General features: G+C 36.6%; 18 protein-coding genes. 6 read left to right on the forward strand and 12 right to left on the reverse strand.

Annotated elements, in window-relative coordinates:
• Nucleotides 1-18 precede the first annotated feature (18 nt).
• The 5 genes from JFU20_RS10995 to JFU20_RS11015 all read right to left on the reverse strand — a co-directional run bounded on the left by JFU20_RS10995 (nt 19) and on the right by JFU20_RS11015 (nt 4909).
• On the reverse strand, nt 19-1383 hold the full coding sequence (locus tag JFU20_RS10995; protein WP_002010797.1) for a PTS transporter subunit EIIC: 1365 nt from the start codon (nt 1381-1383) through the stop codon (nt 19-21).
• Between the two features lie 23 nt (nt 1384-1406).
• On the reverse strand, nt 1407-2291 hold the full coding sequence (murQ, locus tag JFU20_RS11000; RefSeq protein WP_201038625.1) for an N-acetylmuramic acid 6-phosphate etherase: 885 nt from the start codon (nt 2289-2291) through the stop codon (nt 1407-1409).
• A 155-nt stretch (nt 2292-2446) separates the two neighbouring features.
• On the reverse strand, nt 2447-3310 hold the full coding sequence (locus tag JFU20_RS11005) for a MurR/RpiR family transcriptional regulator (protein ID WP_002010793.1): 864 nt from the start codon (nt 3308-3310) through the stop codon (nt 2447-2449).
• A gap of 17 nt (nt 3311-3327) precedes the next feature.
• Nucleotides 3328-3657: a hypothetical protein gene (locus JFU20_RS11010; RefSeq protein ID WP_000704964.1), complete on the reverse strand. Its 330-nt coding sequence runs from the start codon at nt 3655-3657 to the stop codon at nt 3328-3330.
• A 124-nt stretch (nt 3658-3781) separates the two neighbouring features.
• The gene (locus JFU20_RS11015) at nt 3782-4909 is read right to left on the reverse strand and encodes a cation:proton antiporter (RefSeq protein WP_002010790.1); all 1128 of its coding nucleotides are present in this window, start codon (nt 4907-4909) and stop codon (nt 3782-3784) included.
• Between the two features lie 363 nt (nt 4910-5272).
• Here JFU20_RS11015 and bcaP point away from each other — a divergent pair, with 363 nt between their 5' ends.
• Entirely contained in the window at nt 5273-6676 is a 1404-nt protein-coding gene (gene bcaP / locus JFU20_RS11020) for a branched-chain amino acid transporter BcaP (protein WP_033716190.1), read from the forward strand.
• 144 nt (nt 6677-6820) lie between these two features.
• Here the strand turns inward: bcaP and JFU20_RS11025 are convergent, their stop codons facing one another.
• On the reverse strand, nt 6821-7024 hold the full coding sequence (locus JFU20_RS11025) for a hypothetical protein (RefSeq protein WP_033716189.1): 204 nt from the start codon (nt 7022-7024) through the stop codon (nt 6821-6823).
• 79 nt (nt 7025-7103) lie between these two features.
• The gene (locus tag JFU20_RS11030) at nt 7104-9566 is read right to left on the reverse strand and encodes a LamG-like jellyroll fold domain-containing protein (RefSeq protein WP_002010786.1); all 2463 of its coding nucleotides are present in this window, start codon (nt 9564-9566) and stop codon (nt 7104-7106) included.
• Nucleotides 9567-9919: 353 nt separating this feature from the next.
• Here JFU20_RS11030 and JFU20_RS11035 point away from each other — a divergent pair, with 353 nt between their 5' ends.
• Nucleotides 9920-10345 carry an S-Ena type endospore appendage gene (locus tag JFU20_RS11035; protein WP_201038626.1) on the forward strand — a complete coding sequence of 142 codons (426 nt, stop codon included), beginning with the start codon at nt 9920-9922 and terminating at the stop codon, nt 10343-10345.
• 60 nt (nt 10346-10405) lie between these two features.
• Here JFU20_RS11035 and JFU20_RS11040 read toward each other — a convergent pair whose 3' ends face one another.
• The 5 genes from JFU20_RS11040 to JFU20_RS11060 form a co-directional block, all read right to left on the reverse strand.
• The gene (locus JFU20_RS11040; RefSeq protein WP_000525803.1) at nt 10406-10750 is read right to left on the reverse strand and encodes a DUF3992 domain-containing protein; all 345 of its coding nucleotides are present in this window, start codon (nt 10748-10750) and stop codon (nt 10406-10408) included.
• 20 nt (nt 10751-10770) lie between these two features.
• Nucleotides 10771-11139: a DUF3992 domain-containing protein gene (locus JFU20_RS11045; protein WP_002087413.1), complete on the reverse strand. Its 369-nt coding sequence runs from the start codon at nt 11137-11139 to the stop codon at nt 10771-10773.
• A gap of 110 nt (nt 11140-11249) precedes the next feature.
• Nucleotides 11250-11855, reverse strand: coding sequence for a DedA family protein (locus JFU20_RS11050; protein ID WP_002010780.1), 606 nt, complete (start codon nt 11853-11855; stop codon nt 11250-11252).
• 11 nt (nt 11856-11866) lie between these two features.
• Nucleotides 11867-12148, reverse strand: coding sequence for a YkvA family protein (locus tag JFU20_RS11055; protein WP_000733844.1), 282 nt, complete (start codon nt 12146-12148; stop codon nt 11867-11869).
• 240 nt (nt 12149-12388) lie between these two features.
• On the reverse strand, nt 12389-12799 hold the full coding sequence (locus tag JFU20_RS11060) for a VOC family protein (protein ID WP_002010778.1): 411 nt from the start codon (nt 12797-12799) through the stop codon (nt 12389-12391).
• A 108-nt stretch (nt 12800-12907) separates the two neighbouring features.
• Between JFU20_RS11060 and JFU20_RS11065 the strand changes: the two genes are divergently transcribed.
• From JFU20_RS11065 to brnQ2, 4 genes are all read left to right on the forward strand, one after another.
• The gene (locus JFU20_RS11065) at nt 12908-13123 is read left to right on the forward strand and encodes a spore coat associated protein CotJA (RefSeq protein WP_000357172.1); all 216 of its coding nucleotides are present in this window, start codon (nt 12908-12910) and stop codon (nt 13121-13123) included.
• Nucleotides 13124-13131: 8 nt separating this feature from the next.
• Entirely contained in the window at nt 13132-13395 is a 264-nt protein-coding gene (locus JFU20_RS11070) for a spore coat protein CotJB (RefSeq protein ID WP_002140482.1), read from the forward strand.
• Nucleotides 13396-13561: 166 nt separating this feature from the next.
• Nucleotides 13562-14131 (forward strand): spore coat protein CotJC, encoded by a 570-nt coding sequence (cotJC, locus tag JFU20_RS11075; protein WP_002140479.1) that lies wholly within the window; start codon nt 13562-13564, stop codon nt 14129-14131.
• Nucleotides 14132-14350: 219 nt separating this feature from the next.
• Complete coding sequence (gene brnQ2 / locus JFU20_RS11080; protein WP_002010773.1) at nt 14351-15667, forward strand: branched-chain amino acid transport system II carrier protein BrnQ2; 1317 nt, start codon at nt 14351-14353, stop codon at nt 15665-15667.
• Nucleotides 15668-15702 lie beyond the last annotated feature (35 nt).

Below are 15702 nucleotides of genomic sequence, written 5' to 3' on the forward strand. Positions count from 1 at the left end.
AGAAAGGAATCCCTTTCTCTATATGTTTTCTGCCATTTCTTCTTTAAAGCCGAAGAAGTACGTAAAGATGAATCCGAAAATATATGCAACTACTAACCCAAGGAAATATAATAAATATTTATTATCAGCAATTAGCGGAATTAATGATAATCCTGATACACCTATTCCGAGTGAAGCCGTTTTCATAACAGCTTGGAATGCACCACCAACAGCCGCTCCTAAACAAGCCGTAATAAACGGTTTCCCAAGTGGCAATGTAACCCCGTATAATAGCGGTTCGCCAATTCCTAAAAATCCTACTGGTAATCCACCTTTAATCACATTACGAAGGCGTTTATTTTTTGTTTTCACATAAATCGCAATTGCTGCTCCTACTTGCCCAGCGCCAGCCATTGCTAATACTGGTAATAAAGGCGTTACGTGCGTTTGATTAATAAATTCCATATGAATCGGTGTTAAACCGTGATGTAATCCGACCATTACGAGAGGTAAAAATGTTCCGGCAAGCACAGCTCCAGCAAATGCTCCGCCAACATTTAAAATTGCATTAATACCGCTTGTAATACCATCAGATAAGAAGCCTGCTACTGGCTGAATCGCTAACATCGTTACTATACTTACAGCTAATACAGTAATGAGTGGTGTCACAATAATATCAACTGCATTTGGCACAGCTTTTCGCACTCGTCTCTCAACTACAACCATAAGCCATGCTGCAAAAATAACTGCAAATAATCCGCCCCGTCCAGGTACGAGCGCTTCACCAAATAATTTTACGTTCGCCATCGCTGGGTTGAAAATTAAAATACCTGCAATTGCCCCAAGAACTGGTGTCCCGCCAAATTCTTTCGCTGTATTCCAACCGACTAAAATTCCTAAGAATGTAAAGATACCGCCGCCAATAAGTAGTAGCATTTGTAGCCACGTTGCATTCGGGTCAGCACCTGCGTTTTTCGCAAAGTTAGCAACCCCATTTATAATTCCTGACGCAACAAGCCCCGGAATTAGCGGAATGAAAATACTTCCTATTTTTCTTAAAAAGTTTTTCACTGGTGTATTATTTTTCTTCTTAATCTCTGACTTCATCTCTTGCCCAAGATCTTCAAGGTGGTGATCTGCCACCTCACCAATTCGCAGTCCCGTTAAACCTTCCATCTCAGCTGCTACTTTATTTACTGTCCCTGGTCCAACAACAACTTGAAGCGTCTCATCTTCAATAACGCCCATAACCCCTTCAACCTTTTTCAAAAGGTCCATATTCACTTTACTTTCATCATGAAGCGTTAATCGCAGTCTCGTCATACAATGAGCAATGCCACGAATATTTTTTACTCCCCCAAGTTGCTCTGAAATCTCTTTGGCCATTCTCTCTTCTTTCTTCATAATAGAATCCCCCTCCCCAAAGTTTAAAGTGCTTTCTTCACAAATCCTTTCGCACCTTTTAATTTTTCTAGTGCTTCCCCATATTCACACTGTAGTAATATCATAACGATTGCAGCTTTCACATTTCGATCTGCTTTCTCATAACACTCTGTAGCTACTTCATAACTAGCGCCTGTCGCTTCAACAATAATTCGTTTTGAGCGTTCTACCAATTTTTCATTTGTAGATTGAACATCTACCATTAAGTTTTTATATACTTTCCCTACACCAATCATAGACGCTGTAGAAATCATATTGAGTACTAACTTTTGCGCTGTGCCAGCCTTCAACCGTGTTGAGCCTGTTAATATTTCTGCGCCTGTTTCCACTTCCACATTTAGTTTTGCATATTTACTTATTTCAGCATTTTTATTACAGGAAATACTAGCTGTACTTGCTCCCACGCTACTTGCATATTTCAATCCGCCAATTACATAGGGTGTTCTACCACTTGCTGTAATTCCAATAACCGTATCTTTCTCGTTTAATCCAATACTTTTTAAATCTTCTTTTGCTAACTCTTCACGATCTTCGGCACCTTCCACCGCCTTAGTAAACGCTTTCAATCCACCTGCTATAAATCCTTGCACCATGTTATCATCTGTTCCAAATGTCGGGGGACATTCTACTGCGTCTAAAATGCCTAAACGGCCACTCGTACCAGCCCCAATATAAATTAAACGGCCTTCTTCTTCAAAAGACTTAGTAACAATTTGTACAACCTTTTCAATTTCTTCTATTTCATTTTCAACTGCTAACGCAACAGTTCGATCTTCTTCATTCATACTTTGTAAAACTTCTTTTATACTCATCTCATCTAGATTCATCGTTTTCTCATTACGGTGTTCTGTCGATAAATTCTCTAACATATTGCCACCCTCTTCGAAATTATATTTCACACTTTTATTATAACTTTAAGAAACTAAAAATCAATAACTCTTTCTTATTTTATGAAATAAAATTTCACAACATGACATATTTGTGTCAAAGATAATAAAAAAGATGAGTCTCCCCATCTTTTTTTCTACTTCAATTTCCGTAACCGTAATGCTTCTTCTCTCGTCTCCATAAATTGATCTAATACTTTATTACCAATTCGATTGAAAGTAATCACATATAAAGCATCAATCATATTCAGTTGCGTCATTCTCGAAGCAATACTCGCAATGCGATGGTCTTGCTCTACATCTGGCATACAAAGGCGAATGTCTGCCGCTTTATATAACGGAGATGATTGGTCTAGCTTCGTAATCGCAATAACTGTAGCCCCTCGCTTCTTCGCATATTGCGCCATTTCGAGCACATCTTTCGTCCGCCCAGAAGTTGAAATCGCCACAAATATATCTCCCTCTTTTAAATTCGTGACGAGTGGCAACATCATATGAAAATCAGATAGCATCATCGCTGTAAATCCGAGCCTTGTAAATTTATAAGCCCCGTCCATCGCCGGAGTAGCCGATCCGCCTACTCCGTAAAATATAATTTTATCCGCATTTACAATACGATCTGCAGCTTTCTCAAGTTCCTTTTTATCTATCGCAGTAACGCTCGCCTCAATTGCAGCTTTATTCACATATGTAACTTTATTAAACAAGTCGTACGGTCCATCTTCCGTATTCATCACTGAAAAATCATTAATATTATAATCAGCAATCGTTAATTCACGAACGAGCGCGATTTTAAATGATTTAAAGCTCCCAATCCCAATCGACTTACAAAAGCGAACAACACTTGCCTCACTTGCGCCTGCATTCGTTGACACTTCTTTCGTCGTTAAGTTCGGAACAATTTCTGCATTCTCCATTATGTACATGGCAACCTTCTTTTCGGCTGGTGAAAATTGATCCATATTACTTTCAATTTTAAATAGTAATGTTGAAGCTTTCACTATTTAACCTCCACTTCTTATGGTTGCGTATATTCTCTAATATCATTTGTATCATATAGATAAAAACCATCATTGCCAGGTGGATGGTGAACAATTACAGTTCGATCCCCTTTTTTATATGACGTTATTTCACCTTCAGATCGCTGTTTTTCCCATCCATGTATCCAAATTGCAAAGTCAGGTACAAAAGCAGTGTACTTATAGTCTTTCGGATTTTCGTCTTCTACATAGGAAGAAAAAATAGAAACTGGAAAATTTTTCACTTTTGACTCTTTCCATGCAGTAAATGGTATACATAGTGCAATAAGTATGATTACACCTATAACTTTCCCCTTTGTAATCTTCACACTTCCCTCTCCTTGTCATATCACATACATAGATTTTATCATAATTACAATCCATTCATGCTACATGACCACTGCATTTTGCAATAAAAAAAGAGCTTACCTACATCAGATAAGCCCTTCCTCTCTATACAAAATACTTCTTCAAAAGCGGCGGCGTAATAATTGTCGTCAATATAACAACAATGACAATCGCTGTGAAATTTTCTTTCGCTAACAAATTCGCCGCAAGTCCATTTGCTGCGATGATAAGCGCCACTTCTCCGCGCGAAACCATTCCCGCACCGATACTAATAGAAGATTGAAGGTTGAATCCTGTCAGTCTTGCTCCTAAACCTGATCCGATTAACTTTGTGAAAATTGCGATGAGCGTCATAATGATAATGAACCAAAGTTGGCTTCCGATACCTTGAAATGTAATTTCCATTCCAATACTTACGAAGAAAACCGGTACGAATATCGCGTAAGCAATCGGTTCAATTTTATGTTCCACTTCATGCTTATACTCTGTTTGCGAAATCGCAATTCCTGCTGCAAATGCCCCAATAATACCTGCGATTCCCATCATTTCACTGTAATACGAAAAAGAGAAACAAATAATAAGTGCAGCACTAATTAACGCTTCTGTTACGCGAAGTGGTACGAGCATTTTCATAATCCACGGAACAACTTTCCAAGCGATGAAAACAATACTTACAAAAAAGATGATTTTCTTTGCAATGACTAGCGTTACATTTACATCTTGTGTGCCTAAAAAACTCATGACAAACGCTAATAAAATAACGACAATTACATCATCAAATACAGCTGCACCTAAAATCGTCGTACTTTCTCTCGTATTCATTTTCCCTAAATCTCTTAGCGTTTGAACAGAAATACTAACCGATGTGGCACAAAGTAATAACCCTAAAAAGATCGCATGCGACTGTAACATTCCAAAAGCAAGCCCTGCTAAATACCCACCAAGGAATGGGAAAATAATTCCTCCCATCGCTACTGCGAATGCAGATTTTAAATTACGATTTAACTCTTCTAAATCAGTTTCGAGTCCTGCCATAAACATAAGTAGCAAAACACCGATTTCGCTAAGCTCATCAATAAGTTCTGAACTATTAATAATACCTAGCACAGCAGGACCGATAATAATACCAACGATTAATTTACCAAGTACAGAAGGCTGGCCGAGTCTTACGCTAATATCACCAGCTAATTTCGTACAAAGTAAAATGACGACAAGTTCAAAATAAAATAACATAACATCTTCTCCTACTTTATAAAGTGAAACTTTAATCAGTGGGGAATTTCCCCATCCTCACTGATTATTAGTTAAACCAATCGGGCATTTACGGGCAGTTAATGCGGGATAAAGTGAAACTTTAATGAGTGGTTTTGTCACTCTGTTAACCCTCGTCCATTCCTGTAAGTAGTTTCCCCTATTCATTCGCATTTTATTTGTCACATTTTCATTTGACAAAATATTCTGAATTATAATAAAATCAATCCAGAAATTTCAAAAAACTACATACCATAACTGTACCTTTATTCACTTACGTACTCTTTTCCAATGGATTCACACTATTCGCAGTTATGGAGATGAAAAATGGGAGGAGAGTCCAAAGTGAAGTCATTATTACGAAAAAAAGCGCTTAGTACTGAATCACCACGACAGCTAGATAGAACATTAACGGCACTCGATTTAACGTTTTTAGGAATCGGCGCCGTAATTGGGACAGGGATTTTTGTATTAACAGGTATCGTAGCGGCAAAACATTCTGGCCCTGGTATTATGTTATCATTCCTTATTGCTGCATTTACTTGTGCTTGTGTAGCCTTTTGTTATGCTGAATTCGCGTCTTCTATACCAGTCTCAGGCAGTGTTTACACTTATGCATACATGACTGTCGGAGAAGTTGTCGCCTTTATCGTTGGTTGGTGTTTAATGCTCGAATATTTACTTGCCGTCGCCGCAGTAGCTGTCGGTTGGTCTGGTTATTTACAATCTTTACTACAAGGATTTAACATCCATCTGCCCGCCATAATAGCCTCGGCCCCTGGTACAGGAAAAGGTGGTCTCATTGATTTACCAGCTGCTTGTATTTTACTTCTCATTACTGGGCTTTTAAGTTTTGGTATACGCGAAAGCGCACGCATTAATAATATTATGGTCCTTATAAAATTAGCAGTTATTATCGCCTTTATCGTAGCAGGTGCAAAATATGTAAAGCCTGAAAATTGGACACCGTTCATTCCATTCGGGTACGACGGTATTATTACCGGAGCTGCCACTGTCTTCTTCGCCTTTTTAGGTTTTGATGCAATCGCAACCGCGGCAGAAGAAACGAAAAAACCGCAGCGTGATTTACCAATTGGCATTATCGGTTCCCTTCTTATTTGTACAGTTTTATACATGATCGTATCTTTCGTTTTAACAGGTATGGTTCCTTATACGCAATTAGACGTTTCTGATCCAGTTGCATTTGCACTACATTTCGTTGGTGAAGATACTATTGCGGGGCTACTTGCAGTTGGTGCGATGACAGGAATGACAACCGTTCTTTTAGTCGTTATGTATGGACAAGTTCGTGTTTCTTATGCAATGAGCCGAGACGGCTTACTCCCAAAAGCTTTATCACGCGTAAATAAAAAAGTAAAAATCCCTTTATTAAACACATGGATTACTGGAGTATTTGCAGCTTTATTAGCAGGACTTTTAGACCTACATTTACTAGCGAATTTAGTAAACATCGGTACGTTAACAGCCTTCACATTCGTTTGCTTTGCTGTACTTATTTTACGGAAAACTCATCCTGATTTAAAACGAGGCTTTCGTACACCTCTCGTACCTGCACTACCGGTTGTCGCTATTCTTTGTTGTTTATATTTAATGACTAATTTGTCCAAAACAACATGGATCAGCTTTGCAATTTGGCTTATAGTCGGTTTATGCGTCTACTTCTTCTACTCTAGAAAACATAGTCATCTAGCTACTAAAAAAACAAATGATGAGAAAAAAGAAGTATAAAAAAATAGCTCGCCTATAATAAAGGCGAGCTATTTTCATTAACGATTGTAAAACGAAAAATATACCGATCAACTTTTGTATACTTATCCCGCTATTTGCCGGGCAGTAAGACTCCCACTGATTAAAGTTTCACTTTATTCTCCCTTACTTCGTCTCTTTCTTTTTCTTTCTCCACGCGTTTACACTATCAAAGAAAAAGTTAATAAATAGCGTTCCTAATCCCGCTAATAAAAATGTCATTAAAAATAGAACCCATATACTTTTCTCTTTTAAGAAATAATATCCTACAAGGAGCACAACCGCGATCCATACATATTCAAGAATTCTTTTTATCTTTTTCTGTTCCAAATTATTCGCTCCCTTTTTCCATGCTATTTTTAGTATAACAAAAAAGAAGCCTATCATGATAAGCTTCTTTTCTTCTACCTTATTTGTTCATGCTTTTCTCAACAAGTGAAATCGCATGCTCTATCGTACGATTCATCGTTTCTACCTGTGCATCTTTTACTTTCACATCTTTTAACACAGCTTCTGCAACTGTAATTTTTTGACTCAATGATTTCACTGAACCGTCTGTTACATTTGCAGCTTGTGCTTTTTTCACTACTGCTTTTGCAGATTCAATATTGATTTGTAATTTTTCTTTCGGTGTTTTCGGCTGTTCTTCTGCCACTTTTGATTGTACAAATGTTTGGTTTGCTGTTTTTAATTCATTATACATTTGAACAACTTGCTCACCTGTACTTGTCATATTCCCAAACACTTTCTTAGCATTGTCATAGTTTTTTTGTAATTCTTTGAAAGCTTCTTGTGAATATTGGCCTGGTTTTTCACCAAATTCATAAGTACCTGCCAATACTTCTTTCACTTTTCCGATTTCTTCATATAACGTATTTACTTGCTCTAATTTTGTACGAGTAGAAAACTCGTTATATGCCGCTACTACTTCTGAAGAACTTAATGCTTTACTATATAATTTTGCTAATGCAATTTGTCCATTTAACGGAATACCGCCATTTCCGTTGCTATCAGGATCTGCACCAAGTGCGAATGGTACGTTCGGGTGATATACTTTCCCTTGAGCTGGCTGACTATTTACTTTTTTACCATCTACATAAATTGCTACTTCACTGCCGTTATATGTTCCTGTTAAATGATACGTTTTGTTTGCTTCTAATTGAACACCCACACGTTTATAGCTTCCACCAATATGAGCCCATAATTCTACATAGCCACTTCCTGTAGACTCAAAACCAATTCCACCGCTCTCTGTATTTTGCAAAATACCTTGTCCACGAATTTCATTCATTGAAAATACAGTTTCTAACGTAAATGAATTTGCTACTTTTTCTTTTTGTGCTGCTGAAAATGGAAGGTATCCAAATGTATTTGCTTTTCCGTTTAACTTCATAACATTCTTTTTCAATGCTTTATCATATTCAATAGTCACATTGCCCTTAACATCACCTTTTGTACCAAATGATGAACTGTCTTTAAATGTACCATCTGCAAAGTTTACATCAAAAACATCTGCCTTTGGTACTTTCACATTCGGGTCAATATTATCTTTTTTCGTAGTAATTTCTGCCGTTAATGGTTGTACACTTTCATTGCCGAATGAATCAATCGCAACAACTTCAAGTGTATATGTTTTCCCGCCATCTAGTCCTGCAAGTGTAAATGTCAGTTCTTTCGGCACTGGATCTCGATAAAACTCTGAGAATGCTAACAATTTATTCTTTATTTCTCCAGTTTGCTTATCTCTAGCTTGTACACGATAAGAGTGAACAAGAAGGTTGTCCAACGCTTGCTGGAATGTTACTGTTGCTGCATTTTCTGTTACATTTGATACAGCAAGCTTTGCATCTTTTGCAAAGTATGGTTTTTCTTTATCACGATCTTCTACATGAGTAAATGTTTCTTTCTTTGATGGTAATTTAATTTTCCAAGGTTCACCTGTCCAAGAATTCGTATGGAAGTCGCGACGATTAATCGTTACTTCTTTATCATCCACTTCTACTAATAAACCTTGGCTTAATGTACTAGCTCCTGGCGGGATATTTCCTTGTACTTTACCACCTTCAACTTCCATATAACTTACAGAAGATGTACCAACTGATGTAAAATCTTTTTGATGAATCGATCTTGGATCATCTAACGGATAATGCGAATGACCTGAAAACGTAATTACTTGTGGGTATTCTTTTAATACCGCATTAACTTTCGCACTATCTTTCGTTCCCCATTCTTGGCTACCGTACACTGTATCTTTAATATGTTGATGTAAAAATACAAAAATTGGTTTTTCTGGATCATCTTTTTGTGCCTTTGCCATTTCTTCTTTTAACCAATTAATTTGCTTGTCCGAATAATAGCCATGTGTTGTCCCATCCTCTGGAGACATAACAAGGAAATGATACCCTTTTACCACTTTATGATAATAAACCGATTCCATTCCTGTCTTTTCTAAGAAACGCTTCTGTGCTCCCTCTACCGATAAACCGTTCCAATAATCATGATTACCTAGAGAATTCATTCGTACCGCATCTTTATTTGCATTTTCGTTATACACTTGCATGAAACGATCATATTGCTTTACTGAACCCGAATCAGTAAAATCACCTACAATGACAAATGCATCTTGCTTTGGTGCAAGCGTATTAAATTGCTCAATCGCTCTTTTCCAGCGGAACGTATCATCTGTTCCACTATCTTTAATATGCACATCACTTACAACTGGAAAAACTATCTTCTTCTCACTTGGTGCCTTTTCTTGCTTTTTCTCTTCCGCTTTAACCGACGTACTCCACGGTAATGATACAAATGCCCATACAAACACCATTAATAATCCAATAAGGCCTTTTACTTTTCGTAAAGCAGTTCTTTCCACGTGAATCCTCCTCATAATAATTGATTCATTACAAGGGCTATTTTATCTTAAACATATTAATATCGTTTAAATAACAAATGAATTTTATTAGATTTTTGTAAATATACAGTTAATTAAGTGTTAAGTCCAACATTACTCGTACTATTGTATACAACCACCTTTTGTCTAAAAGAGTCTGATCATTCTTTTCCCATGTCTATTCACATATAATCTTTTCTATAACATTAATGATAAGTTAAGCTGTAAGCCTATTAGACAATCTTAATTTTAAAAATTTTCTTCTTTTCTTAACACATCGGCCATGCTTCTACATTTAATAGTAGTAAAAGACAACTTAAAAAGGAGGGGTTGTATTGAAGAACAAAAAAAATATTGGCTGTTTCGCTCCTTTATCTATCATTTGTCCAGACCCTTGTCCACCGCCCCCTTCTCCAAATCCAAGTTGTGAGCGAGTAACAAATGAATTTGCAGGGAATTTCCTCATAACTAACAACACCATTCCCTCTACCAAAGATGCACTACAATCAATGATACTGTGGCAAAGTGATGGGATACTGCTTATATCAGGTACTGTCTCGGTTTACAATAGTACTAGCAGCAATGAAACAATTACAATTCAAATCATTGGAGCAGTAACCAATATTTTCACTGTGTTTCCTGGCAATACAATATCTTACACAGGTAAAGATTTAAAATCCGTTAGTATTATTAATATACAAAATAATCCTTCACTATATTTAGAAGGCAAGTACTGTTGCCAATTTACATGTTGCTTATAGAATACCAATTTTATTACTTCCTCAATTTAAAAAAAGCATACCATTTACGGTATGCTTTTTTTATGAAATTGGATAACGTACTGTAATACAAAACTCGCCTTGATTAACAGTTGTTCCTGTCGTAGTAATTCGGACAGTAGTAAAATATCGTACAGTGAAAGTACCACTACTTTGTGGTTGTACAGTAATTGTATCAACTACTGTAGCACCGACTAAAAAATCAACTGTAATGGGATTCGCGCCTACATCATATTTCACATAACCTGAACCATATACTTCTTGTGTAATATTATTCGTATATACAATTTGAGTACCAGCACCTGTAATAGACCAGTCTGTACATACTTGATCTTGCACAAGTGTTTTATTAGAACAACAAGACAAACCGGAACTTCTCATTCCCATTTCGATCCTCTCCTCTTCTACTATGAAAGTGGATAACGTGTTGTAATACAAAATTCTCCCTGATACGTTCCACCAGGTGTTGCAGGTAACACAACTTGTATACTAGCAAAGCGGCGATACGTAAAAGCGATACTCGTTCCTGGGTTTAATGTTTGTGTATCAATTGTAGCCCCAGCAGAATCAAGCGCTTCTACAGTAATTGGACCTGGACCAACATCATATTTAACAAAACCAGTACCAACTACATTTTGGTTAATATTATTTGTATAAAGAACATTATCAATTGCTGTTGCAACTACAGTAGCAGACCACGGACTACACACTTTATCTTGCACATAATTTTTATCTGGACAGCAAGTTAATGCTGACCCTGAGCACTCACAAGACATAGTTGTTTCCCCTCTCTCTTTTATATTCCCTATATGTGTATGTCCCTCAGAGTCTTTTGCCTGTACTATTCATCTATTTTCAAAAAATATGCAAATTCCATTACCAATGACTAGATAGATTCCGATCTGTTTCGTTTTTTCATAAATTTATAGATTAAAATACCACCTACAATAATAAGAACGACCGCTAATATCGGTAGCATATATTGTCCAACAACACCCGCTGCTTTTTCCCAATGCGGACCTAATTTCATTCCAAAATAAATATACAAAGTCGTTAATGGGAACATTGCTACAAATGTATATATGCTAAACTTCCATATGTTCATTTTCGCCATACCACATGGAACAGAAATAAGCGTTCGAACTCCCGGCACAAAGCGTCCAACAAATGCTACAACTGGCCCATACTTCTCGAAGAAATCATCTGCTTTTTGAATTTGTTCTTCTTTAATAAAGAAGTATTTCCCGTATTTTATTAATAGAGGGCGACCACCGTAATAACCTAGTGCGTATAACGTTAATGGTCCTGTCGTTCCCCCTAGTGTTCCAGCTAATACAGCTAACCAAAAATTCATATCCCCCTCGTATACCCAATATCCAACCATGGGCAAAACTACTTCTGCTGGAATAAATTCAAACGTTAATGCTAACACAACTCCAAAATAAGAAAACTGCTTTAAAAACTCGATTATATCTAAAATAATTTGCTCCATATTTTCAACTCCTATCCTACGTTTACGTTATGCTTTTCTTGCAATTGCACTGGCGCCATTTTTACAATTCGATTTAAAATAAATAACACAATTCCAATATCATCTAAAATACCGATAAACGGTAAGAAGTCTGGAATTAAATCGAGCGGCATCGCTACATAACCAACTAAAAAAGCAATAGATAAAATTTTCTTCTTTATGGAAACCTCTTTTGAAGTGAAAAAGTCAAATAGGAATGGAACAAAACGGCGGACATGAAATACAACTCTTAATCTACTAATAAGTTTTTTCATTTTCTAGCTCCTCTCTTTGTATACAAAAAGGACCCTACCAAATATGGTAAGGGTCCTAAAAAAGACAATAAGGGGCCTTTACCATTGCTGGTAAAGGTCTCACTAACAACGAAACGTTGCCAATAAAGCCGAGGGTTTCTCCCTGTAATGACGACTTTACTGTAATAAGTTACTCCCCTTTATATACACAGTTTTATACAATCACATTAAAATATTTACCTAAGCTTGTCAATATTTTTTTCATTCACCATTCAGATTATTACATTGTAAAAGACTCTCTTCCATGTTCTCTATTGAAATAAATTGGAGTGTATAACCATCTGGATCATGAATTATTATTCTAACTTCTTCACCGCGGCGCTTTTCTACAAATGATATTTGATAAAACGCTAACTTTTTCTTTAACCGCTCGATATTTGTAGTTTTTAACAATAGGTCCTTCACTGATGATATAACAGTCTCTCTATGTTCTCCCAGCCCCCTGTTTACAACAAAACAAATTCTCGTTGAACCGATATCATACCACACACCTGTTACACGTATTTGTGGCCTCTCCTTGCTCGGTTTAAACCCTAGAATTCCTTCATAAAAATATAATGTTTCCTTTAAGTTTTTAGACTCTAATACAATACATGTTGTAACACTTTCCATCCGCACTCCCCCTGCCCCTTTTAGTTTTCTATATGAGTCATAATTTGCAATTATGTACGAATACAATACGTAATAATGGATATTTCATTTATAAAGGAGGGTTGTGACATGGATAAATTCATGAAATCCTACATACCTTATCATGGTCCAAACGATCCTTGTCCTCCAATTGGAAAGAAATATTACTCAACTCCCCCGCACTTATATATGGGTTTTCAACCAACTAATTTACCCCAATTCACACCAAAAGAAGCTTTAAGAAAAGGGACTTTATGGCCTGCCTTTTATGATTATTATGAAAATCCTTACAAAAAAGGACGGTGAATAAAGACGTGACACAAACATTGCCTGATGAATATTACAAATGGATTGAAGAACTTCAAGAATTAGACTTTGTATTAGTTGAACTTACTCTCTATTTAGATACGCATCCCGACGATACTGCAGCTATAAATCAATTCAACGATTTTTCTTATAAACGAAGAGTATTAAAACAAAAAATTGAAGAAAAATACGGACCACTTCAGCAGTTTGGAAATAGTTATTCTAACGCTCCCTGGGAATGGAGCAAAGGACCGTGGCCATGGCAAATATAAAGTGAAACTTTAATCAGTTGGGGTTTTGTTCATCCCCCACTGATTATTAGCCTTCACCAATCGGGCGTTTACGGGCAGCAGGACTCCCACCTAACTTTTTTGCCTCAGCCGAATTTTGAGGTGGGAGTCTTACTGCCCTCAAATAGCGGGATAAAGGAGAGAGACTATGTGGATTTATGAAAAAAAATTACAGTATCCTGTTAAGGTGAGTACTTGTAATCCAGCACTCGCAAGATTATTAGTTGAACAGTACGGTGGTGCGGACGGCGAACTAGCTGCTGCTCTGCGCTACTTAAATCAGCGTTATACTATTCCTGATAAAGTCGTTGGCTTACTAACCGATATTGGTACAGAAGAGTTCGCACATTTAGAAATGATTGCTACAATGATTTATAAATTAACAAAAGATGCAACACCTGAACAAATGAAAGCTGCCGGATTAGACGCGCATTATGCGAATCATGATAGCGCCTTGTTTTACCATAATGCAGGTGGTGTTCCTTTTACTGCCACTTACATTCAAGCGAAAGGAGATCCTATCGCAGATTTATACGAGGATATTGCAGCTGAAGAAAAAGCACGAGCGACTTATCAATGGCTAATTGATTTATCAGACGATCCCGATATAAATGATAGCTTACGCTTTTTACGCGAACGAGAAATTGTCCATTCTCAACGTTTCCGAGAGGCTGTAGAAATTTTAAAAGAAGAACGTGATAGGCAAATTTATTTTTAAAACACATATCCTAGCGATATGTGTTTTTTACGTTAAAAGTGAAATTCTTCCTGCATTAACATATAAATAGTATATTTATTCAATTTTACGCATTATTTTAAAATATTTTTAAAATTCCCTCTTGCTTTCTAGTCATCAGACCTTTAAAATAATAACAGTTAATCGACAAATTATTTGAATTTTCGACAAAAAAACGCTCATTAGGAGGCTTTTCTTTATATGCGTACAACTTTAAAACCAGCGCAAATACTTTCGATTAGTTTATTACTATTCGCAGTTTTCTTCGGTGCTGGTAATATGATTTTCCCGCCTCTTCTCGGTCTTTCTTCCGGAGAAAATATGTGGGTTTCCATTACAGGATTTATTATTACAGATGTCGGTTTATCTTTACTAGCTATCGTCGCTGTTGCCCTTGCTGGTGGTAGTTTTAATACTTTAGCGAGCCGTGTTCACCCAAAATTCGCAGCAGTATTCGCTATCATTATTTATCTTTCCATCGGCCCACTATTTGTTATTCCACGAACTGGAACTGTATCTTATGAAATTGGGATTGCACCACTTTTCCCAGATCAATGGTACTCTATGTTAGTTTTTAGTGCGATTTTCTTTATAGTCGTCTACTTCTTATCGTTAAATCCATCCAAATTAGTAGATCATATCGGAAAAATATTAACGCCAATTTTGCTTGGAATTATTGCAATTATGGCAACAAAGGCGATTCTTTCACCAGTATCGTTCGCAGAACCTGTTGGTGACTATAAAGAAATCCCATTTTTCAAAGGATTTCTCGAAGGCTTTTTAACATTAGATGCAATCGGAGCTCTCGTATTATCAACAATTGTTGTAAATGCAATTCGCCAAAACGGTATACAAGATAAGAAATCCATTGCGAAATATACAATTATTTGCGGAAGCATTGCGGCTCTTTTCTTAACAATTGTTTACTTCTTACTAGGTTATATCGGCGCTTCAAACGGAAACTTAGGACAATTTGAAAATGGCGGTCAACTATTAGCAACTATTATGTATCAATTCTTTGGGACAAGCGGTAATGTTTTATTAAGTATCGCAATTATAGCTGCTTGTTTAACGACTGCAATCGGTGTTGTAAGTGCATTCGCCAACTATTTCACAACAGTACTAACAAATGTTTCATATAAGAAGCTTGTACTATACGTTTGTATTTTTAGCTTCGTTATTTCAAACTTAGGATTAAGTTTATTAATCAAAATTACATTACCCGTATTAATTATTTTATATCCAATTACAATCATTTTAATTTTCGTATCATTTATCGATAAATATACGAAACGTAAACCTTCTGTCTATATCGGAGCGATGATCGCAGCATTCATTATTAGCTGTATTCATGCACTTGATAATGTGGGAATGATACCAAGTTTTATCGCTAATATCGTACACACAATTCCTTTTTATAACTTAGGAATCGGCTGGATCGTTCCAGCAATAATCGGTGGTATAATCGGATACTGTATTCCACAAACAGAAGCTGCAGGTGAAGTTTCTGCAAAATAGAAAGAAGCAAGCATTGATTATGCTTGCTTCTTTCT

It is taken from the genome of Bacillus sp. TH30, assembly GCF_016650875.1.
GTDB classification, from domain to species: Bacteria; Bacillota; Bacilli; order Bacillales; family Bacillaceae_G; genus Bacillus_A; species Bacillus_A mycoides.

What these genes read in the sequence shown, in the direction of transcription:
- JFU20_RS10995 (WP_002010797.1), bottom strand. Translation starts at nt 1,383, where the DNA reads ATGAAGAAAGAAGAGAGAATGGCCAAAGAGATTTCAGAGCAACTTGGG.
- murQ (WP_201038625.1), bottom strand. Translation starts at nt 2,291, where the DNA reads ATGTTAGAGAATTTATCGACAGAACACCGTAATGAGAAAACGATGAAT.
- JFU20_RS11015 (WP_002010790.1), bottom strand. Translation starts at nt 4,909, where the DNA reads ATGTTATTTTATTTTGAACTTGTCGTCATTTTACTTTGTACGAAATTA.
- JFU20_RS11040 (WP_000525803.1), bottom strand. Translation starts at nt 10,750, where the DNA reads ATGGGAATGAGAAGTTCCGGTTTGTCTTGTTGTTCTAATAAAACACTT.
- JFU20_RS11045 (WP_002087413.1), bottom strand. Translation starts at nt 11,139, where the DNA reads ATGTCTTGTGAGTGCTCAGGGTCAGCATTAACTTGCTGTCCAGATAAA.
- JFU20_RS11050 (WP_002010780.1), bottom strand. Translation starts at nt 11,855, where the DNA reads ATGGAGCAAATTATTTTAGATATAATCGAGTTTTTAAAGCAGTTTTCT.
- JFU20_RS11055 (WP_000733844.1), bottom strand. Translation starts at nt 12,148, where the DNA reads ATGAAAAAACTTATTAGTAGATTAAGAGTTGTATTTCATGTCCGCCGT.
- JFU20_RS11060 (WP_002010778.1), bottom strand. Translation starts at nt 12,799, where the DNA reads ATGGAAAGTGTTACAACATGTATTGTATTAGAGTCTAAAAACTTAAAG.
- JFU20_RS11065 (WP_000357172.1), top strand. Translation starts at nt 12,908, where the DNA reads ATGGATAAATTCATGAAATCCTACATACCTTATCATGGTCCAAACGAT.
- cotJC (WP_002140479.1), top strand. Translation starts at nt 13,562, where the DNA reads ATGTGGATTTATGAAAAAAAATTACAGTATCCTGTTAAGGTGAGTACT.
- brnQ2 (WP_002010773.1), top strand. Translation starts at nt 14,351, where the DNA reads ATGCGTACAACTTTAAAACCAGCGCAAATACTTTCGATTAGTTTATTA.